The sequence below is a fragment of the Povalibacter sp. genome, from assembly GCF_036735925.1.
In the GTDB taxonomy this organism is placed as follows: domain Bacteria; phylum Pseudomonadota; class Gammaproteobacteria; order Steroidobacterales; family Steroidobacteraceae; genus Steroidobacter.
The window spans coordinates 37,296-61,915 of the sequence record NZ_DAINNK010000021.1 but is presented as its reverse complement, the minus strand read 5'-3'; the positions used below and the strand labels follow the sequence as shown (position 1 = coordinate 61,915).

Annotated in this window: 22 protein-coding genes; 21 read left to right on the top strand and 1 reads right to left on the bottom strand. The window is 61.9% G+C overall.

Annotated features, from left to right (window positions below):
* The 9 genes from V7D81_RS08935 to V7D81_RS08895 all read left to right on the top strand — a co-directional run.
* Nucleotides 1-730: nuclease-related domain-containing protein (locus V7D81_RS08935; protein WP_324315853.1), on the top strand; the 730-nt coding region annotated here is incomplete at its 5' end.
* A 297-nt stretch (nucleotides 731-1,027) separates the two neighbouring features.
* Nucleotides 1,028-1,453 carry a DUF6878 family protein gene (locus V7D81_RS08930; RefSeq protein ID WP_324315852.1) on the top strand — a complete coding sequence of 142 codons (426 nt, stop codon included), beginning with the start codon at nucleotides 1,028-1,030 and terminating at the stop codon, nucleotides 1,451-1,453.
* Nucleotides 1,450-1,812 (top strand): DUF6915 family protein, encoded by a 363-nt coding sequence (locus V7D81_RS08925; RefSeq protein ID WP_324315850.1) that lies wholly within the window; start codon nucleotides 1,450-1,452, stop codon nucleotides 1,810-1,812. Before V7D81_RS08930 ends, V7D81_RS08925 begins: the two co-directional genes overlap by 4 nt.
* 254 nt (nucleotides 1,813-2,066) lie before the next feature.
* Nucleotides 2,067-2,474: an antirestriction protein gene (locus V7D81_RS08920; protein ID WP_324315848.1), complete on the top strand. Its 408-nt coding sequence runs from the start codon at nucleotides 2,067-2,069 to the stop codon at nucleotides 2,472-2,474.
* 333 nt (nucleotides 2,475-2,807) lie between these two features.
* Nucleotides 2,808-3,311: a RadC family protein gene (gene radC / locus V7D81_RS08915; protein WP_442958339.1), complete on the top strand. Its 504-nt coding sequence runs from the start codon at nucleotides 2,808-2,810 to the stop codon at nucleotides 3,309-3,311.
* A gap of 223 nt (nucleotides 3,312-3,534) precedes the next feature.
* Nucleotides 3,535-3,780: a hypothetical protein gene (locus V7D81_RS08910; RefSeq protein ID WP_324315845.1), complete on the top strand. Its 246-nt coding sequence runs from the start codon at nucleotides 3,535-3,537 to the stop codon at nucleotides 3,778-3,780.
* Between the two features lie 261 nt (nucleotides 3,781-4,041).
* Nucleotides 4,042-4,866: a DUF932 domain-containing protein gene (locus tag V7D81_RS08905; protein WP_324315844.1), complete on the top strand. Its 825-nt coding sequence runs from the start codon at nucleotides 4,042-4,044 to the stop codon at nucleotides 4,864-4,866.
* Between the two features lie 675 nt (nucleotides 4,867-5,541).
* Nucleotides 5,542-6,129, top strand: coding sequence for a hypothetical protein (locus V7D81_RS08900; protein ID WP_324315842.1), 588 nt, complete (start codon nucleotides 5,542-5,544; stop codon nucleotides 6,127-6,129).
* Nucleotides 6,110-7,117, top strand: a complete 1,008-nt coding sequence (locus tag V7D81_RS08895) for a relaxase/mobilization nuclease domain-containing protein (RefSeq protein ID WP_324315840.1) — start codon at nucleotides 6,110-6,112, stop codon at nucleotides 7,115-7,117. The genes V7D81_RS08900 and V7D81_RS08895 overlap by 20 nt, the downstream gene beginning before the upstream one ends.
* Before the next feature lie 190 nt (nucleotides 7,118-7,307).
* Here V7D81_RS08895 and V7D81_RS08890 read toward each other — a convergent pair whose 3' ends face one another.
* Nucleotides 7,308-8,690 carry an IS1380 family transposase gene (locus V7D81_RS08890; protein WP_324315838.1) on the bottom strand — a complete coding sequence of 461 codons (1,383 nt, stop codon included), beginning with the start codon at nucleotides 8,688-8,690 and terminating at the stop codon, nucleotides 7,308-7,310.
* A 376-nt stretch (nucleotides 8,691-9,066) separates the two neighbouring features.
* Here V7D81_RS08890 and V7D81_RS08885 point away from each other — a divergent pair, with 376 nt between their 5' ends.
* The 12 genes from V7D81_RS08885 (at nucleotide 9,067) to V7D81_RS08830 (ending at nucleotide 24,620) form a co-directional block, all read left to right on the top strand.
* Nucleotides 9,067-11,553 (top strand): DEAD/DEAH box helicase family protein, encoded by a 2,487-nt coding sequence (locus V7D81_RS08885; protein WP_324315836.1) that lies wholly within the window; start codon nucleotides 9,067-9,069, stop codon nucleotides 11,551-11,553.
* A 45-nt stretch (nucleotides 11,554-11,598) separates the two neighbouring features.
* Nucleotides 11,599-12,264 (top strand): hypothetical protein, encoded by a 666-nt coding sequence (locus tag V7D81_RS08880; RefSeq protein WP_324315835.1) that lies wholly within the window; start codon nucleotides 11,599-11,601, stop codon nucleotides 12,262-12,264.
* Nucleotides 12,265-12,394: 130 nt separating this feature from the next.
* Nucleotides 12,395-14,233: a hypothetical protein gene (locus V7D81_RS08875; RefSeq protein ID WP_324315833.1), complete on the top strand. Its 1,839-nt coding sequence runs from the start codon at nucleotides 12,395-12,397 to the stop codon at nucleotides 14,231-14,233.
* Entirely contained in the window at nucleotides 14,230-15,807 is a 1,578-nt protein-coding gene (locus V7D81_RS08870) for a hypothetical protein (protein ID WP_324315831.1), read from the top strand. The genes V7D81_RS08875 and V7D81_RS08870 overlap by 4 nt, the downstream gene beginning before the upstream one ends.
* Nucleotides 15,808-17,053: 1,246 nt before the next feature.
* Nucleotides 17,054-19,648 (top strand): ATP-binding protein, encoded by a 2,595-nt coding sequence (locus tag V7D81_RS08865; RefSeq protein ID WP_324315830.1) that lies wholly within the window; start codon nucleotides 17,054-17,056, stop codon nucleotides 19,646-19,648.
* Between the two features lies 1 nt (nucleotide 19,649).
* Nucleotides 19,650-20,225, top strand: coding sequence for a DUF4255 domain-containing protein (locus tag V7D81_RS08860; protein ID WP_324315829.1), 576 nt, complete (start codon nucleotides 19,650-19,652; stop codon nucleotides 20,223-20,225).
* Nucleotides 20,225-20,971: a hypothetical protein gene (locus V7D81_RS08855; RefSeq protein WP_324315828.1), complete on the top strand. Its 747-nt coding sequence runs from the start codon at nucleotides 20,225-20,227 to the stop codon at nucleotides 20,969-20,971. The genes V7D81_RS08860 and V7D81_RS08855 overlap by 1 nt, the downstream gene beginning before the upstream one ends.
* Nucleotides 20,972-21,102: 131 nt before the next feature.
* Nucleotides 21,103-22,047: a hypothetical protein gene (locus V7D81_RS08850; RefSeq protein ID WP_324315827.1), complete on the top strand. Its 945-nt coding sequence runs from the start codon at nucleotides 21,103-21,105 to the stop codon at nucleotides 22,045-22,047.
* A 3-nt stretch (nucleotides 22,048-22,050) separates the two neighbouring features.
* On the top strand, nucleotides 22,051-23,628 hold the full coding sequence (locus V7D81_RS08845) for a phage tail sheath family protein (protein WP_324315825.1): 1,578 nt from the start codon (nucleotides 22,051-22,053) through the stop codon (nucleotides 23,626-23,628).
* A 10-nt stretch (nucleotides 23,629-23,638) separates the two neighbouring features.
* Complete coding sequence (locus tag V7D81_RS08840) at nucleotides 23,639-24,076, top strand: phage tail protein (RefSeq protein ID WP_324315823.1); 438 nt, start codon at nucleotides 23,639-23,641, stop codon at nucleotides 24,074-24,076.
* Entirely contained in the window at nucleotides 24,073-24,441 is a 369-nt protein-coding gene (locus V7D81_RS08835) for a hypothetical protein (protein ID WP_324315821.1), read from the top strand. The genes V7D81_RS08840 and V7D81_RS08835 overlap by 4 nt, the downstream gene beginning before the upstream one ends.
* Complete coding sequence (locus tag V7D81_RS08830; protein WP_324315819.1) at nucleotides 24,438-24,620, top strand: DUF6760 family protein; 183 nt, start codon at nucleotides 24,438-24,440, stop codon at nucleotides 24,618-24,620. Before V7D81_RS08835 ends, V7D81_RS08830 begins: the two co-directional genes overlap by 4 nt.

Here is a 24,620-nt window from a genome sequence, read left to right as displayed (position 1 = left end):
GATCGACCAGCTACGTGACACGATCGACACGCAGTTGCTGTCGCTGGCGATTGCACCGGTGGTGATTTACGCGCTGCACGTGACCCAGTCCTATCTGTTTGGCGTTGCGGAAAGCACGTTCCGAACGCTGTGCAGCGTACTCGCGGGCGTTGCGGTGGTGAGCTGGAGTGTCTGGCGAGTGCTGGTCGCCTCGAAGCGGCTGGATCGGCTGCTTATCGGGCTCGATGCCGAGATCGCCGTAGGGCAGGAGCTGGACCAGCTCATGAGTGAGGGAGCACGGGTGTTTCATGACGTGCCGGCAGAAGGCTTCAATGTCGACCATGTGGTGATCTGCGCTGCCGGTGTCTATGCCATCGAGACCAAGGGCCGGGCCAAGCCGATCCGCGGACGCGGCAAGGCGGATGCGCGCGTGAATTTCGATGGCGCGGTGTTGCGCTTTCCCACCTGGACGGAGCGGCAGCCGGCCGCGCAGGCGCGGCGCCAGGCGCGCTGGCTGCAGGAATGGCTGAGCAAGGCGGTCGGCGCGCCGGTCGCGGCGCGGCCGGTGCTCGCGATTCCGGGATGGTGGATCGATCGGCCGGAGCATGAGCCGTTTCTGATCTACAACGGTAAGAAGCCGCAGTTCCTGCTGAAGCCGAGAGGTGAATCATTGCCGGCGCAGCTGCGCCAGCAGATCGCACATCAGCTCGAGCAGCGCTGCCGCAGCGTCAAGCCGCACTACTCGAAATAGACCAGCGCAGGTGACGTAGCGGCGGTGCGAGAGCGCCGCGTGGCGTCCTGATCTGCATGCCTGGTGTTGCCGCTAGTGCAGGCGAGGGCAACCGTTTCCGTGGCATTCAAGAGGAGAGCGTCCCGGAACAGAAACGGGCGGGTTGCCTGTGAATGTCAGCCTATCACGCCGTGCTCGCCGTCAAGGACGAGTGCGCGGCGCACTCGCCGCCGGTGGCGGTCTGCGATCCTTGACGGCTGCGCGCGCCGTGAAGTGGGTGGGGTGGGCAATCCCGCCCGACAGCTCTCGGAGACTGCCATGTCCCATCTCACATCCTCCCCCTCGATGGATGCCGCCACGTCGAGTGCGCAGTTGCAACGCTACGAGCGCGAGCTCCTCGAGCGCGTACGCAACTCGTTGCCGGTGATTGCTAGCCGGTTGCTGGCGGCGGGCGTCGTCAGTGTCGATGTCATCTACGATGGTTGCGGCGATAGCGGCCAGATCGAGCGGCTCACGGCGTTCGATGCCGAGCAACAGCCGATCGACCTGGAACATGTCGCGGGCGTCGATGAACAGGCGCTGATGGATCTGTTCTATGACCTGACGCAGGTGCGCCATCCTGGCTGGGAAAACAATGACGGGGGTTGCGGTGAGTTTCACTGGACGGTGACCACGCACTCGCTGCAGCACATGCACAGTGATCGCATCATGGATTTCGATACCACGGAGCACGAAGGGCTATGACACATACGATATTTCATGCGCAGTCCTCGGTGCGCCGCTGGGGCGGTCGCAACGAGGATTACCTCGCGATTCACGACTGGCTCGATGCCACCAAGGAAACCTTCTGCGATTTCCGGCATCGCGCGTTGCGGCATCACTCGCAGGGAATCTACGAGGCCGAACGCGTGTTTGGGCACTCGATCATCAATGCAGAGGGGGTGTCGGTGCCGGTGCGCTACATCGCCGAGCGTCACATCAAGGAGGACTGTGGCGGGATCGTGCCGTCGGTGTCGGACTGGCTATCGCGCATCCGGCCGGAGAGCTGGATGAGTCGAGGCTATGTCGTGAGTAGCAGGGAACCGGCGGACAGTCAGGTCTGAGGCAGTGAGTGGTGGCCGGACGTGGCAAGGAGGCGGCGTCCGGCCAGCAGATGCGGAGGCTGCAGACAGAGGAAGGCAGGAAGCCCCGGAGGGCGGGATCGTCCTGTACATGGGCAGCCTATCACGCCGTGCTCACCGTCAAGGACGAGTGCGCGGCGCACTCGCCGCCGGTGGCGGTCTGCGATCCTTGACGGCTGCGCGCGCCGTGAGCCGGGACTCGTGGGCAATCCCGCCCAAGACACCGGAGCACGGTCATGAACCTTTCGCAGACCATCGAAGCGTATCCAGTGCCGCAAAGCGCGCGGCTGGCCACCCTGCCGGCACACTTCGGTCAGAAGATGCAGATCGTCGAGGATCGCATCTATGACTTCATGCGCCGGTTCGCGCACAGCTACCAGGGTGGCTGGTGGCAGTTCTATCAACTCAGCAACGGCGGGTTCTACATGAGCCCGCCGCGGGGAATGTACGAGCTCAGGGTCGACAGCAATGGCTTCGGCGGACACATGAGCGAGGATGCTGCGGGCATCACGGTGTGCCTGTTCACGTTCAGTCATCTGTCGTTCGAGTTTCCGGACGAGACGTTCGCGCAGCACTTTCACTGGCTGCGCGACTTTGCGATGAATCATGCGGAGGTATCGACGATCTTCGCGGCCATCGACTAGGACCGTGTGCGGCGCGTCGGCTTCGCGAGGAGCCGCCGCGCCGTTGTATTGCCGGGGCCGATGGATATGGGAGGGGGCGGGGATAGCGGGATCGAACCTGCGAGGAAGGAGGGACTGCCTGGGGGACTGGATAGCGTGCCACACCGTTCTCGCCGTCAAGGCCTGCGCGCGGCTACGCCGTGCTCGCGAGCGCGCTGCGCGCGGCCCTGACGGCTGCGCTGCGGTGTGGGACCGGGACATCCGCCAGGCAATCCCGCCTGGAACAAGGAGAGTCCCATGTGCTCGATCCGTCGTTCCGTTCACCGTTTCAATGTGCGTTCGCATGTCGGTGCCGTGCGTGAGGCGCCGGCCAGGTTCAGTTCCGGGTTGTTGCAGGTCGTAGAGGGTGAGCAGCGCGCCGCTGATGACGAGGTCGTGATCGCGGCGGCGCTGAAGATCGTGGCCGAGCGGCTGGTGCGTTCCACGACGCTCAATTCGCCGCAGCTGACGCGCCAGTACTTCATGTTGCGTTTTGCGGGACTGGAGCACGAGGTGTTTGCGTGCGTGTATCTCGACAACCGCGCTCGCGTGATCGACTGCGAGGATCTGTTTCGCGGCACGATCGATGGGGCGAGCGTGCATCCGCGCGAAGTGGTGAAGCGGGCGCTGATCCACAACGCCGCGATGGTGATCCTCGCCCACAACCATCCGAGCGGTGCGGCCGAGCCGAGCCAGGCGGATGAAGTGATCACCCAGCGTCTGAAGCAGGCGCTGGCGCTGGTGGACATCCGGGTGCTGGACCATCTCGTGATCGGCGGTTCGACGGCGACGTCGATGGCCGAGCGTGGACTCTTGTGAGTTGTCGGCCGCTGCGCGCCGGGGTGCCACCGGTGCGTAGCGGCGCCAGCGGAAGCAGGGCGGGATTGTCGATGGGGGCAGCGTAGCACGCCGTTCTCGCCGTCAAGGACGAGTGCGCAGACGCACTCGCCGCCGGTGGCGGTCTGCGATCCCTGACGGCTGCGCTGCGCCGTGCGCCTGTCTGCGCGGGCAATCCCGCCCGAGACAACGACTGGAGTCTCTCATGAGCAGCACCCTCGGAAGGCCGCGCACGGTCACTGATGCGCAGGCGAAAATCATCATGGCCTGGTACGAAGGACCGCGTTCGGTACCGCAGCTCGCACGACAGATGAACCTGCCGGTCACGACCGTCGAGTACTGCATCAGCATCCGCGGCTGCTACAAGCAGCCGTCGCCGGAGTTGCGGCAGCAGAACCTGAAGCAACGCAAGGCGCAGGTGCGCAGTCTGGAGCGTGAAGGCTGGTTGTGATCTGTCGGTCCCGGGTGGGCCACTGCCCGGGACCTTTTTTCCGTGCGGGCGGGAGCGCGACAGGGAAGCGGGGACGCGCGGAGCAGGAAGAAGAGGGCGGGTTGCCTGTGAGTGTCAGCGTACCACGCCGTTCTCGCCGTCAAGGACGAGCGCGCGGACGCACTCGCCGCCGGTGGCGGTCTGCGATCCCTGACGGCTGCGCTGCGGCGTGGGGTGACGGAGGCGGGCAATCCCGCCCAGATCCAAACCGAGGATCCCGTCATGAATACCTTGCCTGTTCTTTCCCAGCCGACGTTCACCAATGCCCTTGCGAAGGGACTGTCGCTCGAGGAGGTACGCGAGCGTGCACCGGCGGTGTTTGCCGAACATGCGCACGAGCGCATGAGTGCGCGCTATGGATTCATTCCGACGCAGCGCGTGCTGCAGGGGCTGATCGATGCCGGCTTCAATCCGGTGGAGGCGCGTCAGGCGCGCACGCGGCGTTCGAGCCCGTTGCATGCACGGCATCTGGTGAGACTGCGCCGGCAGTTCGAGACTGTGCAGCTGAAGGACTCGGTGCCGGAGATCGTGTTCCTCAACAGCCACAATGGCACCAGCGGCTATCAGATGCGCATGGGACTGTTCCGGGTCATCTGCACCAACGGCATGATCGTCTCGAATGGAGTCTTTCCGGGCTACTGCGTCTCGCACCGAAGCAACGTCATGGACGAGGTGATCCGCGCGGCGCTGGAGCTGGCCAGGCAGTTTCCGTTACTGGCGTGCCAGGTCGAGCGGATGGAATCGCGCAAGCTGGAGCCGCAGGCGCAGGTCCGGTTCGCTGAACGCGCGCTGGCCCTGCGGTATCCGCAGCCGGAACTGAGTGGCATGCAGCCGTCGCAGCTTCTCACCTGTCGGCGGACGGAAGATGCCGGCGAGGATCTGTGGCGGACGTTGAACCGGGTGCAGGAAAACCTGCTGCGCGGCGGCATGAGCCGGCGCTCGGTCGGTGGGCGGCTGGTGCGCACGCGCGGCATCACGGCGATCCGGCAGGAGGTCCGGCTCAACACTGCGCTGTGGGATCTGGCGCTGGAGACGTTGGCTCTCTGAGCCGTGCGAATGAGCGGGCGCCACGGACGGTGCCTGCCCATCGCGGATGATCCTGTAGGGAGGTGTCCAATGCGTTCCGATGATATCCGTGCACAGGGGCCTCTGGATCTTCTGGATACATATGCCTGCGTTCTGCATGGGCTGCGACGTTTCGGGGTGGTTCGCTCTTTCAATCACCCCGTCGGCGATGTCGCCGAGTACTGGGTGTCGCAGAATCTTGGATGGTCTCTGATGCCCCCCTCCCATAAGTCGTACGACGCAGTGGACGCAGCGGGGTTGCGCTATCAGATCAAAGCACGGTGGCGTACCCGGGACGGGCGCACGCCACGGATGTGCGTACAACTGACGGATCCTCCCTTTTTCGATTTTCTTGTGGGTGTGGTGTTCGACCAGGATTTTCACGTGGACTACGCCGCGATCCTGCCGGTGGACCTGGTGCGGGGCTTGTGCCGGCGCGACGGGGGATCATGCTCGGGCCAGCTGTCCTTCCCCCGAAGGATTCTGAGAATGCAGGGCGTGCGGAGCATCACGGACCGATTGCAGTACTTTCCGCCGACTGAGGAAGAGCGGAGGTGGGGCGGAGCGTCGACGGCGGCGGCTCCTGAGGAGTTTCGGGTGCGATCTGAGAGAAATGCAGGATAGCCTCGCGGCGGCTCACGGGTCACAGTGTGACTCATGGCGACTACGCACCTATTGAAAGCTCGCGTCTCATTGGAGACGAAGCAGCGCGTTCAGGCGCTCGCTGAGCAGCAACTCGTTACGGAATCAGCCTGGCTTCGGCGGCTCGTTGCAGCCGCGTCGAGTGGATCGGCAGAGGGACCAGCGCGCGGCGGACAGTTCGCATCGCGTCATCCGGTGCCGCTCACGCGTGTGCTGGCCGATGACGGCGGACGTCCCGGCCCGCGGGTCTACGTCCGTCTGCGACCCGATGACCGACTCCTGTTGCGCGAGCGGGCGTCCGCTCGGGGGGTGGCTTCCGCCACCTATGTGTCGGTGCTGGTACGGACACATCTGCGTCACCTAGCGCCCTTACCCAAAGACGAACTAAAGGCGCTGAAGCGCCTGATTGCGGAACTTACTGCCATCGGTCGTAACCTGAATCAACTCGCCCGCGTTGCAGATCAGGGAGGGCGTGTCGGCCTGACACAGGAGAGCGTCGGTCAGTTCCTCAACCTGTGTCTAGCGCTGCAACACTGGGTAAAGGAGCTGGTCCAACGCAACGTCGAGTCCTGGGAGGTAGGCCATGGGCGCACTGAGGATTGAGCCGTTCGCGGGTCGGCCGCTGCTCAACATCGCGAGCTATGGACGGCCGGGTCCAGGTCGGCGCGACCGGCTGACACCCGAGCAGGTGGCTCACATTGCCCGCACGGTGGGACAAACGCCTGAAGTGATGCTCAAGGTGCTCACCCGCAACTCCAGTGATCTCTCGTCGGTGCGCCGACACCTGGGATATATCGGTCGCGACGGAGAGCTTGAGCTCGAGACGGATGACGGGGAACGGATCGGAGGCAAAGGGATCGGGCGACAGTTGGCCGAGGACTGGAATCTCGACCTGGAGATGCATCGAAGCAATGCTGAGCTGACCGCGGCGAACGGTCGCAGGCCACCCAAGCTCGTGCACAAACTCATCTTCTCGATGCCGGCGGGGACATCGCCGAAGGCGGTCGAGTCGGCCGCGAGGAATTTCCTAAGGGAAGAGTTCGGGCTCAAGCATCGCTACGCGTTCGTGCTGCACACGGATGAACCGCATCCGCATGTGCATGCGGTGATCAAGGCGGTGAGCGAGCAAGGCCAACGATTGAACATTCGCAAGGCGACATTGAGGCGATGGCGTGCGGAGTTCGCGCGCCATCTGCGTGCGCACGGCGTGGCAGCAAATGCGACGGAGCGCGCAGTGCGAGGACAAATCATAAAAGCAAAACTGGACCCGATCTATCGCGCAATGGCGGATCCGAGGCGTACGTCAACGCACGAGCGTGACAAAGCGATCGGCATCCGAGGCGCACTGGCCAAAGGAATGCCCCTCAACGAACTAGGCAAGGCACGACTGCAAGCGACGCGACACAGCGTAGCGAATGGTTGGCTAGGGATTGCGGACTTGCTCAATCAGCAGGGCGAGACGTCACTTGCGCATGCTGCCGTGCGCTTTATGGAGGGAATGCGGTCGCCAAAAACCGAAACCGAGCTGATGGTTTTGCAGTTGCGAGATCACGTCCTTCAACGATCGAGAATGCAGGCACCGGTGCGCTAGCCTGCATTTCTCATACACGCTGCGATACTGGATATAAGAACAGTATCGATTGAGCCCTGCTGTCTGCATGAGAAGCAGTGCGACTGGGGTGGCCCGCAGAGCCGTTTTGCAGGCACACCTGTCCTGCACCGCACGCGGCGGTGTGTCGAGCAAACTTGCGGCTTGAGTAGGCTGGTTCGTGGTGTGCGGCTTAACGCGCCGCGACGTGCAAGGCGTACCAGGCGGTGGCGAACTCCGTCTGATACGGATGCGCCGAGTTCATCGCGATCTTCACGCGCCGTACGCTGAGGTTGACGAGCGCACCGATCTTCAAGAGCTTCAAGCGAATCGTGGCAGCGCTGGCCTGCGCAAAGCGCGTGGCGCTCAGCGCCCGGCGCCGCAGTGACTCGATGAGCACGTAGGCGAAAGAAGCGAACCACAGCCGCAGCTGATTGGCGGCAAAGAACTCGCTGGAGAGTCGATCGGCAAACAGATCGAGTTGGCATTCCTTGATGCGATTCTCCGCCTCCCCGCGCGCACAGTAGAACTGCTCGTACAGTTCGCGGCGGGCGTAGTCATCGATCGATAAGGAGGTCACGATGAAGCGCGGATTCTCGCCTTTGGGCGTCGCCTCGGCTTTGGCCACTACGCGCCGTTCTCGGCTCCAACTCTTGTGCGTGCGGTAGGTCAGTTCCTTGAATCGCCGCTCGGACTGGCCCGAAGCGGCGCACCGTTGCATCGCTTCGTGCAGTTCGGCACCGATGGCGCGTTGCAAGCGAGCGTTGCGCGCGAGCCCAAAAACATAGTGAACGGCACGTGCCTCGCACCAGCTCATCAATGCTTCGCAGGCAAAGCCCGAGTCGGCGCGCAGGATGATCCGCGTACGCGCCCAGCGCTGACGAATCTGCCCGATGATGCGTTCCAGCTCTTCGATCGCCCCGGCCGAGCCATCGATGTTCGCCGGACGCAACTTCGCGCACAGCAGCTGCTTGCCGCAGAAAATGTACAGCGGCAGATAGCAGTAGTGATCGTAGTAGCCGTGGAAGAACCGATCTTCCTGCTCGCCATGCAGCGGCGCATCGGTGGCATCCAGGTCCAGCACGATCTCATCGGTTGCCTGCGCATAGGCATCCAGAAACAACTCCACGAACACCCGCTCGATCGCCGCGCTGTCCGGCAGGATCTTGTGATACGGCGAAAAGCCCGCCTGGGGGTAGCGCTCCAGGCGGTTCAGCGTGCTCTTGCCGGCGAGCGCCTCACAGTCCTTGCGCCTCGCTTCGAGCTTGCCCAGCAGTACGCCAAACAACGGATCCTTGCGCAGTTCATCGTGATCGTTCAGATCCTCATAGCCCAGCGCCAGCGCAAACAGGCGTTGGCCCACCAGCGTGCGCACCGAATGTTCAATGAGTTCGGGCCGCCGTCCATCGATGAAACAGCCGCTCAGTCGATCAATCAATCCGATCGCATCGTCGGTGCGCTTGAGCAGCAGCGCACCGGCATCCGAAGTCATTCGTCCGCCGTCAAAGCCAGCCACCACCTGGCGTCGCTCAATGCATGAAAACTCGTACTGTTCGGCGATACACTGTGTCGGCATCGGGCGCTTCCTCTGGGTGGGGTCAACTCGTTCTCGCAAAACAAGTTTCCCTCACTCAGAGGCCCGATGCACTCACCACCTTTGAGAAATCCGGGCTAGTCCCAAAGAGGATCGGCAACATCCTTGCTGAATGCAAGCGCAGCTGGACGGCCCTGAAAAGGACACCGGTGCCGGGCCGGAAAACGGCATACCGCTGAACTGAATCGTTTAGCGAACCACATGCTCGCTGGCTCCAAGCGTGAAACGGTGTGTCGAAGGTCCCGAATATCTTGGACAGCGTGCCATTTTCTTCGACGTATTTCCCTGTCCGTTGCTTCAATATCCGATAGGTTTGGCCGCTCAGAGATGCGGCGACGGTAAGTGCAAGGAAATGCCCATGGACTACTCGAAACTAGGCAAACGCAAGAAAGATTCGAATCCCCAGACCCTCCTGGAGTTGTTTGATCAACTTGATCGAAAGGCTACCCACAATAGCCTCCGGCCAGTTCAGATTGAAGCTCTCGAGATTTTACAGAAGCAGATTGCCGAACGGGACATTCTGCTGAAGGTCAGCACAGGGTCAGGTAAGACCCTGGTTGGTCTGATCTACGCGGAGTTCATGCGCCGTAAGTATGCTAGTGAACCTGCGCTTTATCTCTGTCCAACCAATCAGTTGGCCGATCAGGTAGCAGACAGCGCAGCCATGATTGGCGTCGCGGCGGAAATTTGTGGTTCGGACGGGTTGCCCCTCAGGGCACTGGAGGGGAAGTCCGTTCTGATCGTGACATACGACCGGCTATTTAACGCTCGAAGCGTTCTGGCGAAGAAGAACGTCCAGCCATCTGTAATAGTGATGGACGACGTACACGCCGGATTGGACCGTGTTCGTCAGAAATACACGCTGAACGTGCCACCAGCGGTTTATCCAGAGATCCGGCAAATCTTCCAGAGAGCATGCGAGGAGACAGATGCGGCGGTGTGGCGTGGCATCGCGAATAACGAGATCAATGCAAGATACGAAGTTCCTTACTGGCTATGGAGCCCACAGGTCCCGGCCGTCGCGGAACTTCTTTCGAAGTTCAAAGATGACGAAGCATTGAGCTTCGAGTGGAATAATGTATCGCGATATTTGGACTATGCGCGACTGTGCATTTCCGGGGCCGCGGCGGAGGTCTCACTTGGCGTCGCCGCCGTAGAAGAGAACGGGTCATACGCGTCCGCCAAGCATCGACTGTTCATGTCGGCCAGTATCAAGGATGGATCATCGCTACTTAGAGATCTATGTCTTGATCCAAAGGCGCTGGGTCGTATTATCGAGCCACCGAGTGATCGAGGTGCAGGCGAAAGGATGATTTTGCCTATATCACTCATCGACAGCGGACTCGAAAAGTTGACAGTGGCGAAGATTTGCGCAGAAGCGTCCGTGAGCGCGAATGTTGTCGTGCTGACCAGCTCAGCCAAGCAGGCCTCAGTATGGGTTGAGGCCGGCGCGAAACTTAAGCAGGGGAAGGACGTCGACGCTGAGATTGCGGACTTAAGAGCAAGCAAGCGCGGCAAGTACGTTGTGTTCGCTCAGCGATACGATGGCGTTGATCTACCGGACGACGCGTGTCGAATCCTAGTGATCGACGGCACGCCAGGCGGTGAGCGCTTGTGCGACCAGATAGACGTTGATCGCCAGAAGAATTCGCCTGGCTACAACTCGCGAACGGTAAACAGATTCGAGCAAGCGCTTGGGCGCGCGGTTCGATCGAGTGCAGACTATGCGGCCGTATTGCTCGTCGGGAATGACTTGGCCGCATTCATTGGCCGGAAGGATGTTAAGCAGGCGCTAGAACCGCATACGCGTGAACAGATCGAGCTTGGGCAGGATGTTGCCGAGCAGCTTCGCGAGGACACTGGCAAATCGGAAGACGGCATTCGCTCCGCAATCAGTACGCTCGTAAAGAGGGATCCAACTTGGAAGGAGGCGCACCGCGAGCGGATGGCCGGGATAGAGAAAGGAACTAGAGCAGCCGGTGGGCTCACTGTCCTTGAGCGGGCCGCGCTCGCGGAGAGAGAGGCATGGATAGATGCCAAGGCGAGAAATCATCAACGGGCCGTCGATGTCATCAGAGCTCCGACCAACGACGAAGCCTTGCATCCGATCCAGCGGGCAGAGCTGATGCTTCGAGCTGCGGGATACTTGTACAGAGTAAATCCTGCGCAAGCGGCTGGGCTCTATCGCAGCGCGTTCCAGCTGAATAGCGCGCTACCGCGGCCTATGGAGCTGGCAGACAAGCGGTATGCGCGAATCAATAAGCAGGTCGTGAACTTAAGCGAGTATCTGACGAAGTTTTCGACTGTCAACGCGGCGCTCGCTCGTCTGGAAGAGATTCGTGCGATGCTTTCCTACTCTGGTGACTCGGGACTTGTTGAGGAAGGCCTCCGGCAACTGGGCGAAATGCTTGGAGCCACTTCAAGCCGCCCCGAAAGAGAAACTGGACGGGGCCCTGATGTTCTCTGGCTGTTCGATGCGAATGGAATTTGCATTGAGGCTAAGAACGAAAAGTATCGGCCAGTCTTCAAGAAGGATGCCGAGCAACTACTGATGAGCATGCAGTGGTGTGTCGACCACGGTGATCTGGAGCGGGCCGCACTCACTGCTGTATTCGCGACTGACGTCACTGACGCGGATCGATCAGAAGACGTTTCATTCGGACCGTCCATTATGACGGAGGTCGTGCTACAGGCAATTGTTGAGAGGTTGCGAAAGGTGCTCCTCGCCACTTCCTACGATGGCCCGCTGTTTGCTGACCCGAAGAAGTTGCAGGGCCATCTGGTGGAGAATGGATTGCGTGGTGAAGACATCGCAGCATTGCTGACTAGGACGAAGGCAAAGTAGTTGAGTGTGAGAGGTGTGCCTAGATCGGAACTAAGGGGAGATGGTGTGGAAGAGGGCAACGATCTAGCCGAATCTTTGATCGCGACATTGCGATCTGACGATGCTGTTTCCATTGCAACTGATGCGTCTGAGTTGGCTATCGACGCTGTACTCGAGGATGGTGTTTTGAAGGCGGTTCCGATCGTAGGAACACTTGTCTCGCTAGCAAACATTGGTTTCACGGTGAGAGACCGATTGTTTGTTTCCAAGCTTGTAAAGTTTCTTTCCGGTCTTCAGTACCTATCATCTGACGAGCGGAAAGAGATGACGGACAAGTTGGAAGCAGACCCCGAGTATGGACGAAAGGTGGGAGAGCATCTAATTGAGATTCTAGAGAGGCTCGATGCCCATCGAAAGCCCTATATGACGGCCAAGGTCTTCTCTACTTATGTTTCAGGAGGCATTGATGCGAGAACTCTGCCCCGCCTCAACTACACCATAGAGAGAATTCCGTTCTACGAGATTGACGCCGTCCGTGATGCCTATGAGAAGTGGAAAGCCTTGAAGGAAAAAGATGGCGAAGGCGGTATCGGCGTGAACATCGCCACGCTGCAAGCGCTTCACACGGTGGACCTAATGTCTGCAGCTTCGGGTTGGGGTTGTCTTGTGTACGAACCGAACGACTTGTGTGAGGTCTTTCTGAATCTCGACCTCGACAAGACAAAGCACTAGGACGGGCGCCGTGGGAAGCGATGCATCGACGAGCACGAAGTTGGTCCGATGGTCGGGAGTCGACATGCTGCTCAAGACGTTAGGACAACGGCCCGCCTAGTCATCACACCGCGGGGAGGTGTCCGGTTCCATGTCAGCCGACGCAATCATCTACTGCCTTGAGCGGGTCACCGACTATCGGGACTTTGAAAGGCTGTGCTCGGCATTGCTTGCGGGCGTAGGCTACCCGGGAATTGATCCGCTCGGTGGGACCGGCGATGAAGGTCGTGATGCCATTGTCCGCGACGATGGTGCCAGTCGAAAGATCGCCTTTGCCTACACGGTTCGATCAGATTGGCGCACGAAGCTCGCGCACGACTGCAAGCGCGTGCACGACAAGGGGCATGCGCCCGATTCCTTCGTATTCGTTTGTACTGAGGCGTTGTCGGCATCCGAAAAGGATTTCGCTCACACCTTCGTGCTTCAGAACTACGGATGGGCACTCGACCTGTTCGACCTTGAACGTCTTCGGGCGCAGATAGCAGGCTTCCAGCAGCATCTGATCGCTCAGCACCCGAGCATCTTTACGCCCCCGTTCTTTCCACAGCGCGGCGGCCAGTCCGTTGCCGAGAGCCGGGATACGCTCCTCATCGATCATGATCCCACTGACCACGCGCTTGCGACCTGGCTCGCCCGCCGACTCTCACTCGCGGGTTTCCGAACGTGGTGTCAGGGAACCGCTCCACTTGCTGGGGAGGACGCGGACGAGACGGTTCGAAGGCTCCTCGAGGTTCGGGCTCAGCTCTACCTGCCCATGTTGTCTTCCGCCAGTTTTTCCGACAGCAGGTTCCTTGAGCGATGCACTCTCGCTGCGGCGAAGGAAGGCTTTGTGCTCCCTTGTAACACCGAGGTTGATTACGGCGCTGCGGGTGGGCCAACGCGCCTCAGGAAACTCGAGCCCGCGTACTTCAGTGCGTCCTGGAACACGGGACTCAATGAAGTTCTCGCGCGTCTCGCCGCGCTTGGCATCCGACCTGCATTGGAGATCGAGCGCGGCCGTCAGATCGCCCTCCGGGACTATCTCCCCACGCGCGTCACGGTGGCGAAACCGGAGCCCGTCTTTGCGAACGTGTTCCCGCTGCAGCTCCCGAAGAAGATGCTCGTCATTGATTTGAGCCGGCAGCTGACGGAGGCGGAGATCAATGACCTCCGAGGGCGCTGGGCATTCGCTGAGATTACGAAGTTCTGTCTCGTCGCGTTTTCATCTCCCCCGGCCGCTGTCCCGTCGGCTCCGGTCAAACGCACGCCAGAGCTATTGTGGGAGGAAGTTCCACAGAAAGACGGAAAGAAGACTTTTGATCTTGCGAAGGAGCTGACCCGCCGCAGCCTGGAAGTGGTTTGTGCAGAGAAGGGGCTGAAGTATTGTGCAGACCGCAGGGTGTTCTACTTCCCCGAGCATGAGGCGAGCGAGTGGAACCAGTCTATTCAGCACGTTGATGGCAGAGTGACAAAAGTGCAGCTCACGGGCATGCGCACCAAGGGCTGGGGGGATCGCGCTTCACCCTTTCTGTATCAGCTCGCACCTCGCTTTAGCGCGCAACGGGATTTCGACGGTAGTTGGAACATGGTCGTCCGGATCTACATCCGCGTGACGACGCTCGATGGCGGACCGTTTGAAGGCAAAGAGATTGGACGCCGGCGCAAGATCGTGAGCAAGAGCTGGTGGAACAAGGAGTGGTTGGCGCGGCTGCTTGGCGTCGTCCAGGCGCTCGAAACCTCCGCCGGACGCATCAAGATTGCTGAAGGGCAGCAGGCCGTGATCATGCTGACGAAGCCTTTGAGCTGGGAGTGTCCTGTTGGACTGGATGTTGTGGCCCTTTCAGGTCTCTCCGACATCGGCGAGGAGATCGCGACCTACCGCACGAACGAGGACGATGAGAGCACGGGCGATGGACCAGCCAAGAACGTGCAACCGGGGCAACAAACATGACAGACACCTTCCACTTTCTGGGCGAGCCGCTGCTTCAATTCGGGCATGGGCAAACGGCTGAAGATCCCCATGATGGCCTAGCGCTCTTTGGACCAGCAGAGCCGCGGCAGGCGATGCCCGATCACATCGTGATCGGAACGGCAGAGGGAACCGGGTTGTGGATGGAGTGGAGTGCGGCATTGAACGCGCCGGCCGCGTGCATCGATCCGACACGTCACCGCGCTTGGCCGCCGTTCCCCGGCTTTGATGTCGCGTTCGGCGTCAGATGGCCCAATCCTTTGCGCAGCTATTTCCTCGATGCACAGGCGCTCTCGCTGGCATCAAGGAAGGCAGACCGCTTCGATCGGGCGTTTGCCGTGACAAACCTCTACATGGAAATACTCGACAGGCTATCCAAGCTGGACGCGCGGCCTTCGCTGGTGGTGTGCGTCGTTCCGGACGAGGTCTATGAGAATTGCCGCCCCAACTCCTCCGTCGCATTTGCCGAGCGAAGCGATACCGCGCGAACACGCGTGGAGGTGAACTTCCTCAAGCAGGCGATCGGCGACCGTGACAGTGGCCAGTCGCGCATGTTCGATGAGGAGGATCCGAAGGTTGCAGCGACGCTTGAGCAGATGGACGAATTCGAAGAGGCGCGGGGTCTGTCGCCGGATTTCCGCCGGCAGATCAAGGCCCGCATGATGGAGCATGAACTCCCCGTGCAGATCATCCGCGAATCAACGCTTCGGATCACGCCGAAGGTGCGCAACGGCGAGCCTGGTACAAACCCTCTGTCCGACCGATTGTGGAACTTCGGTACTGCGGTCTATTACAAGTGTGGCGCTAAGCCGTGGAAGACACCCTGGGCGCGCGAGGGTGTGTGCTACGTGGGACTTGCCTATCGGCTCACCGAGGACGGTCGCAATGCCTGCTGTGCCGCGCAGCTATTTCTTGACAGCGGAGACGGAGTCGTCTTCGTCGGTGATTTTGGCCCGTGGTATTCGGAAGAGCGGGGTGAGTTTCACTTGCCGCCCGACAAGGCAGAGGCGTTGCTTCGTGGAACCATCGAGACATATCGGGAAGAGGACGGTCGGCCCTTGAAGGAGATATTCCTGCATGCCCGCTCAGGAATAGACGCCGAGGAATTCCGCGGCTTTGAGCGAGCGTGTCCCCCGGGAGTCAAGCTCGTTGCCATCCGCGTGCGTCAGGATCGTGGCGGATTTCGTCTCTATCGATACGATGACAACCCGAACGTCGTGAAGCGAGGCCAGCATCCGGTGCAGCGGGGCGTATTCTGGCAACGTTCAGAGCGTCACGGACTCCTCTTTACCAATGGTTTCAAGCCGCGAATTGCCACTTACGATGGCTTCGAGGTGCCTGTGCCGTTGGCAATCACCCTGCAGCACGGAGACGGTGATCTGGTGCAAATCGCCCAAGACGTCCTGGGCCTCACCAAGCTCAACTACAACGCGTGCCAGCTCGGGGAGGGGCAACCGATCACGGTCAAGTATTCCGATCGCGTCGGGGAAATCCTACTTGCCAATCCCGGTTTGTCACCCGAGAAGTGGAAGCACAACTTTAGGTATTACGCCTGAGCGCGAGTGCGACGGATGTCCAGGCGATTCGGATTGTGGGTGAGTTCCGCTGTCGGGATTCGCGCCTTCCGAACCTCCCGTTTAGATTTACGGAAGGTAGACGTCTGTCTCTGGTACCCCAGCGGTACCCCGGCCCTAGAGGCAACGGAACCCGAACGAATACGGGAAGATTTCTTGAATAGGTTCAATGGTCGGGGTGAAGCGCTACACGCTGTCCCGGCGCGGTCGGCGCGAATCCGAGTGAAGTGATTGCTCACTATACAATCAAGCACATCGGACGATGTGCCCTGGCGCGCGCTGGGGTCGGAAGGCACCGGCGTAGCCTGAGCGCGCGCAACTGTGAGTGCAGGCGGGAAAGGTTGGTCCTCAGAAATCGCGTCCCGGGTCCAGCTGTCGCTTGGCCTCCTCGGGGCTATGGAAGGGAGGTATTGCCGCCGAAACCGGCGAAACTCGCCATACACTCGCCGGTAACAGGCTTCGCCGGAAACTCGGACGAAACCCGAGTGCGGCTGGTCGCCCGCCAGCCCATAGGAAGGGCCAGTCGCACTCTTTGCAGACACGGGTCGGGCTCAATGTGACCAAGACCAACGCCGATAGTCCGTCCCCTTATACAACTCCTCACGCGCGATGGATGCGCCCCGCAACTGGTCCTGCAGGTTCCTATCGGACTTAACAATGTGGTAGGCGCTGGACTGTACAGGTTGGCACCATCGCTTGTGATGCACCACTCCGGCCTTGATGCGCCAAGACAGGCTCGCGTGATGGGAGACCCGCATGCTTGCAATTGCCGAGACGCAGCCCGTGTGATCGAACACTTCGATCCAGCGGCGCTGAGCGAAGGCGCCCTATGCGCAGGAAGTTGTGGTTCCTGATTGATCCGGACGGCGGGGCCCTCTGCGATCCGTAGTGATCACCGATCCACAAAGCTGCGGGCGTGGTGATGAAGAAGATGTATTTCGGAGACCAGCGTTTGCCACATGACGCGGAACTGTCGTGAAGGACGCAAGTGGCAAGCAACTACACCTGAGCTGGCAGTGGCTGAAGCAGTGAAGCCAACGCGCCTGTTCGCGAAGACATAGATCTTTGGATCCATCCGCGGATCAGTCGGAGTGATACCGACGGAGCGTCCGGCAATGGTCCCAGCGATTGGCGGGAACTGCATCCCTGAGCTGCGTCCAGTGATCGATACCGCGCGCACGTCTGCGCGCGCCTAATCGGGCGCATGGAAAGGATCCCCGTTCTGCTGGTGAGATCCCGCGATGACTGGATCTTCACTGCGCTCCACGCGCGGTTGACCGCCAGCCAGCGTTTCGCGTTGTACGACGGACGCGCCTGGCTGGATACGGAGCTCGCCGACACCCTGGCTGCTTCTCGCCCCATCACCTGCCCGTTGGTGGTACTGCTGTGTTCCGGCGAGCGCAACGACGCGATGTCCGCGGCGGTGCTGGCGGGACATCCGGGCATCGTCGTCGTACGCATCGACGTCGACAAACGCGAGAGCTCCGGCGCAGATTCGATCCACGTCGACCACGTGCAACACCTGCAGCTTGATCAGCGCCGCCTCGGTTTCGATCGTCTGCTCTCCGCGATGCAGTACCTGGTCGAACATCACGGCATTCGCGACGCAGAGCGGCTGGCACGTTTTCTCGTGCTCGACGATCCGAGCTCGTCGGACGCCGACGCTGTGCGCTTCCTGCGTATGCCATCTCGCAAGGACGCGCGCGACAGAGACGGAAAACTGCCGCCCCAGGCGATCCGCTGGCTCAATGAGCTGCTGCGCGACTATTTCGCGCGCTATCCGCTGACCGAGGACAACGGTCTGTCCTTGAGCCGCGCACGCGCGACGGCATTGATCGATGCGCTCGATAGGCCAGTGCCGGAACGTGGGTCGGAGTTGCGCGGCGCGGAGCAGGAGCTTCTGCAGCACCTGAGTCAGGAAAGTGCTGCGCGTGACGCATTGGTCCTGCTGCGTCAACGGCTCGCGCTCGGCGAAGACGCCGTGCTGGCGCTGATTATCTGCCTCGCGCCTGACGTGGATCTGAGCTACCAGCTCATCTTCGGCCACATACAAGACGACATGACACGCCGCTTTGCGTCGTCGGCACTGATCGACGCCTTGCTGTTCGGCCACGGTTCCGACACGGCCGCGAACGCTGTCGCCCAGCTCCGAGATTGGCGGCTGCTCGCGATTGACGGCCAGCACGCCGCCGCCGAGCAGTCGCTGCGTATCGATCCCGTGATCGTGCAATGGTTGTTCGTCGGCGATACCGCGCTACGCGACGATCACGCCGTGAAGAGCGCGACCATCGCCGATGCCTGGACCGGCGGCGAATTCCTCTGCGGAAGCGCAGACAGGGAGCTGCGCGACGAGATGTGCGCGCGGCTGGTCGACGCCGGATTGGCTCGCTCTTGGGTTGTGCTTTCAGGATCGGATTGCGACGGCTGGCGCGCGCTGCTCGAACTCGCGGCAGCCGACACACGTATCGGTCTGCTGCGCGTATCGCTGGCGCGTTTCGTTGCGCTGGACATGCCGGCGCGCGAAGACGCAGCGATTCGCTTGGCTCGCGCTGCACGGCTCATGGATTGGCGCATGGTCGTGGACTGCGCCGACGAGGTCATCGATGCGGCGGCGCTGTCATCGCTGGTCGATGCGTGTGCCGAGCAGCCTGCTTTGTGCTTGCTGGTCTCGCCGGACGCACGCGTGGCGATGTCGTCGTTGCCGCGAGGTCGCTGGCGCGCGCATTCGCGCGGCCCGAGTTCGCTACTCTCTCGCACGATGCACTTCCGCATCGTGCTCTCGATTCTCGGCATCAAGCTCGAACTGCCGACGTTCGCCAAGCATCTGAGCGAGCGGCTGGCTACGGCCTATCCACTTAGTGTCTGCGGCTTGCATGCCGCCACGGCGCTCGCCGGTGCCGCGATGACGCCAGCGCTGTCTGCAGATGAACGAGTACGCGCGCTCACATCAGCATGCAGAAGTGTCGCGGCGCCGGACATTCTGCGGCTCGCGCGGCGTATCGAACCAACGTACAAGCTCACGGAAGTGCTCGTGCCTGCGGATCGCGCGGTGCTGCTGGAGGAGATCGTCGCCAACACCCGGCACACCCGGGTGGTGCTGGACGAATGGGGCTTCGGGAATCAGCTGCAGTACGGACGCGGCGTCGCCGCTCTGTTCGCAGGCCCGAGCGGCACGGGCAAGACCATGGCCGCGCAGGCCATCGCCTGCGAGCTTGGTGTGGACGTGCTCGCCATCGATCTGTCGCGCATCGTCAGCAAGTACATCGGCGAGACCGAGAAGCACCTCGACAGTGTCATCGGCGACGCCGAGCGCTCGGGTGCGGTATTGCTGTTCGACGAAGCGGATGCCTTGTTCGGCAAGCGTAGCGAGGTCAAGGACGCGCACGACCGCTACGCCAACATCGAAGTGGCCTACCTGCTGCAGCGGATGGAAGCGTTCTCCGGTCTGGCCATCCTGACCACCAACAATCGGCACAACCTCGATCAGGCGTTTCTGCGCCGCTTGCGATTCATCGTGGACTTCCCGCGGCCCGACGCCAGCTTGCGCGAGCGCATCTGGCGGCAATGCATTCCGGAAAGCGCGCCGGTGGCGAAGAAGGTCGACTGGCACATGCTCGCGCACTTCGACCTCTCGGGCGGCGTCATCCGTCAGGTCACGCTGCGGGCGGCCTTCCTGGCAGCGCGGCAGGAAAAGACCGAGATCGGCATGGAGCAGCTGATCGAGGCGCTGCGCTCCGAGTTCAACAAGCTCGGCATGCAGGCAGCGGAGCGGGAAGTCGCCGAGTACCAGCAGGCCCTGAGCCGGCAAGACAAGGCGGCCTGAGATGAACTACTCCGGTATCCAGCGCGTGACCGTCGAAATCCAGAAGCGCCTGAAGGAAGCGATCGGTACCACCAGCGACGCGCACGTGTTCATCGGTCCGCTGCACGACGATGCCGCCGACGATGCCTACCTGGTGCTGTTCCTGTACCGCGTGGTGCCCAACGCTGACCTGCGCAACACCCTGCACGAGGTACCTTCGGCCGACGGCACCACGAAGGTCTACGACAAGTCGCTGGCGCTGGACCTGCACTACATCCTCACCGCCGGCGGCCGCCAGGACGGAGGAGAGAGGGAATCGCTGGAGCGCCTTGGGCGTGCGATGTTGGCGCTCAACGAGCGTCCGCTGTTCACAGGCAGCGTCCTCGACAATGAGTCCGTGCGGCTCACCGCGTATCCGGGCACCAGTGATGAACTGAGCCGCGTGTGGGCGTTGTTCCCGGATCAGAACTACCGCACGTCAGTCTTGTACCTGGCGTCGCCGGTGTGGATCGACCCGGATGCGGTCCGGATCGAAGCGCCGCCCGTCATCATCGATCGCAAGCGCGCCGGTGTGATCGGCCAGCCGAGGGTTGCCTGATGGCCACCGTGGCGGGCTGGGATGATCCGATCACGCGTGAAGTCGCCGTCGCGGTCGAGTTGCTCGATCCCGTCAGCCAGCAGCGTGTATCGCAGGACGTGAAGGTGACGCTCGGCGGCCGGGTTGATCAACCCTATATCAGCGCCTCGCGCCGCTTCGTGTGGTTGGGCAATTTCGCCGCCTGGCCACCGAGCATATCGGTGGACCCGGGCAAGCTGCCGTTCGCGCCAATCGCCAATCAACCGCTGGCTGCGGCGCCCGCGGGCTGGCCTTCGGTGTCGCCGGAAAAACGCCGCATCCGCGTCACGCTCACGCCCTCGGCGAACTATCCGTTCGACGAGGGCGTGACCGCGCTCTCTGGTTATCTGTTCGAGAAGAGCGCCCAGGACCCGAACGTGCGTGTGCCCATCGCCAATGCAGAGGTGTGGTTTCAGTGGGCCGTTGGCGCGAGCTGGCTGCCGGCCACGCCACCGCGGGTCAGAACCGACGCACGCGGCGAGTTCGGTCTGTTCGCGCGCATCGCGCACTCGGCAGGGCAGGAGCCCGACGTATTACGCGGACTGCTCAAGGTAAAGCTGTTCGTGAAGCGCGGATCGACCACCAGGGAAACGCCCGCGAATTTCCGCTACATCGATCCGCCGCTCCTCAGCATCACACCGCCGTATCCACCTGTTTCCGACGGCCGCATCGTCAATGGTGCAGCGCTGGTCCACGGCGTCGCGCTCGACTGGGCGACGCTGGTGTAGCGCGTCCCCATACCAATCACCAAGGGTAGACAACCATGCCAACGGACAAGACTGCTGGAAGGGCATGCCCCACGATCGAGTCGCAGCTCGACGACGTCGTGAACAGGATCGTCAACTATGAGGCGCAGAAGTTGCCGGAGCTGCGCACGGAGCTTGAGCAGGTCAACAAGAAGAAACTGGACGCCGACAAGGAGTACACGGCCAGGTACGAGGAGCTCAAGAAGAAGTGGTGCGAGCAGAACGAGCTGGTGCTCGCGATCTGGCGCGGCCTCAAGTGTTCGTACCCGCGGTGGGAGGAATACATCAAGAGCTGCGTTTGCGCGGAGCTCAGCAAGGTGCGCAAGGAAGACCTGCGCATCGCTTGCCGCGAGGAGATCAAGGGGCGCTTCGAGGCGGCCCGTGATCGAGCGAAGGCGCGGCACGATCTGGCCAAGGAAGCCGCCGCGGCGTGGACCGGCGCAGTCAAGGCGATCTCCGACCAGCTCAACGCCAACGGCAAGCTGATCGACGAGATCAGCAAGCTGGCCGCCACCGAGGATCGCCATGCGGCGATCTACCGGTTCTGGTTCAAGCTGCTGGTGGCGCATGCGCGCATCCGCCCCGAGACCAAGTGCTTCGAAATTCCGCCCACCGAGCATCCCGACAACCTGTGTCCTCCGGAGAAGCTCGACAGCAGCCGCGATTGCGACAAGTACGAGCCCCCGCCAAAGGCGAGTTCCGGATGCGCGGTTCCGACGCCACCCGAGCCGCCCCAGCCACCCGCCGATTGGCCGTTGGCGGATCCATGGCTCATCGATCCGAAGAAATACGCGGCCCGCATCGACTGCGCCTACGACGACTACCTGAAGGCGAAGGAGGCTCTGGGCGCGGCGCAACGTTGCTTCATCGAGAACACCGACGATCTGAAGGCGGTCAAGGCGAATCGCGACAGCCTGTGGGCCAACCTGCAGAGCGCCATCGAGAAATGCCTGAAGGACAGCTCCGGCAAGGGCTGCTGCGAGAAGGAAGACGAAGCCAAGCAGCCGCAGGACACCGACTGCGCCGATACCGACGCCAACCAGACTAAAGGAGCCTGAGCCATGCCCGAATATCTTCACCCCGGGGTCTACGTCGAAGAGATCGAGCGTGGCCCGCGACCTATCGAAGGCGTGCCCACCAGCACCGCCGCGTTCCTCGGCGAAACCGAGCGCGGGCCGATTCGTCCGCGCCTCGTCACCAGCTACAACGATTACCGTCGGCTGTTTGGCGGCGTGTTTCGCGCGGACGCGTACATGCCGTACGCCTCCAATGGCTTCTTCGAGAACGGCGGCAAGAGCCTGTACGTGTGCCGCATCGTCCCGCCGGACGCGCAGACGGCGTCGCGGGACTTCGGCAACAACTTCTTCCTGCGCGCGATCGGCGCGGGCGCCTGGGGCAATCGCATCTACGCCGCCATCGAGGACAGCTCGACCAAGGACTCCAGCGGCGCGCCGGTCGGCTTCCGGCTGAAGGTGGCGTACTGGGCGAACGTACCCAATAACTTCACCCCGTACGACCCGTTCAATGTCGACAATCGCATGATTCTGCCGCGACCGGCGCTGCTCGAGGACTTCGACGACCTCAGCGGCGATCCAGCTTCACCCGACTACTACACCAAGCGCCTGGGCACCGAGCAGAACCCGAACTCCGCGCTGGTCTTTCTGAATGGCGGCACCGCGGTGCCGCCGGCGAAGCCGAACAATAGCGCCTTCGACTTCCTGCAGAACGGCTCCGACGGCAGCGCGATCACGTCGGCGGACTACACCGGTCTGCCTGCGTCGCTGCGAACGGCAGATCAAGGGATCGCGGCGCTGACGCTCGACGAGTTCCGCGACATCGCGCTGGTGTATGCGCCGCATCCGGCGGTGGCTGGCCCGAAGGAAGTGAACACGCTCGTCAAGGATCATTGCGAGCTCAGCCGCTTTCGCTTCGCGGTCATGGACTCGCTGCCCAACCAGTCCGATCCAGGAAGCGTGAATCCTCGCGACTCCAGCCAGTGGAGTATCGATAGCAGCTACGCGGCCATCTATTACCCATGGCTGTACGTCTCCGATCCGCAGACCGGTGCTCGGGTCAAAGTGCCGCCTGGAGGCTACGCGCTCGGCGTCTACGCGCGCACCGACACCGATCGCGGCGTGTTCAAGGCTCCGGCAAACGAGATCGCGCGCGGCGTGCTGGATCTCGAATACGACATCAATGACAAACAGCAGGACACGCTCAATCCGCGCGGCGTGAACGCGATCCGCAAGTTCCCCGGCCGCGGCATCCGCATCTGGGGCGCGCGCACGCTTACCTCGAATGCGCTGTGGAAGTACGTGTCCGTGCGGCGCCTGTTCATCTTCCTGGAACGCTCGATCTACGAGGGCACGCAGTGGGTGGTGTTCGAGCCCAATGACTATGCGTTGTGGGCCCGCGTGAAGGACACCATCCGCCTGTTCCTGCGCAGCCAGTGGCGCCAGGGAGCGCTGTTCGGCCGCACCGAGGACGAGGCGTTCTTCATCACCTGCGACAAGACCACGATGTCGCAGGACGACATCCTGAACGGACGGCTGATCTGCGAGATCGGCATCGCGCCTGTGCGTCCCGCGGAGTTCGTGATCTTCCGCATCTTCCAACAGACCGCCGAAGCGCAGCGTTGAGGAGAACACCATGGCCGACCGCATCGACCCGATTCGAAATTATCGCTTCCGCCTGGTGTTCGACGGCACGGATATCGGCGGCTTCAGCGAGGTGATGATCGGTGAGAGCACCACCGACGCCGTCGACTACCGGGAGGGCAACGAGCCCGCGCACGTGCGCAAGCTCTCGGGCCTGACCAAGTACGGCAACATCACGCTGAAGAAGGGCGTGACCAACTCCACCGCGCTGTGGGACTGGCACAAGGCCATCGTCGCCGGGCTGGTGGCGAAGAACCGGAAGCAGGTGGCGATCGCCGTGCTCGATGAAGCTGGCGAAATGAAGGCGCGCTTCGTCGTCAGCGAGGCCTGGCCCATCAAGTACGACCCGAGTGACCTGTCCGGCAAAGGCAACGAGGTGTTCATCGAGTTGCTCGAGCTGTGCAACGAAGGCATCGAGCGTGCCCAATGAGCCACCATCCAGAGCTGCCGTTCCAGACGCGCGTCGACTTCACGCTACCACGTGGCTACGTGGACGCGCAGGGCGTGCTGCACCGGAACGGCGTCATGCGCCTGGCCACGGCGGCCGACGAAATCCTGCCGCTGCGTGACCCTCGCGTGCAGCAGAACCCGGCCTATCTTTCAATTGCTGTGCTGGCGCGCGTAGTCACGCGCCTCGGCAGCATGACCGAGCTGGACACCGGCACCATCGAGGGCTTGTTCGCCACCGACCTCGATTTCCTGCAACGGCTCTACGAGCGCATCAACTCCGCGGACGACGTCGAAGCCTCGGTGGCGCAGGCGGTACCGCGCATGCGGCGGGTGGCCGAATCGTGAGGACCTATCCGCGCAAGGAGCTGTACGAGGAGTTGGCGTTCATCGCGTACCACTTCCACTGGACGCGCGATGAGCTGCTTCAGCTCGAACACGCCGAACGCCGACGCTGGTGCCGGGAGATCTCGTCGATCAACGAGAAGCTTGATGGCACGCCGGCCGATCCATTCCGGGACCTGTGA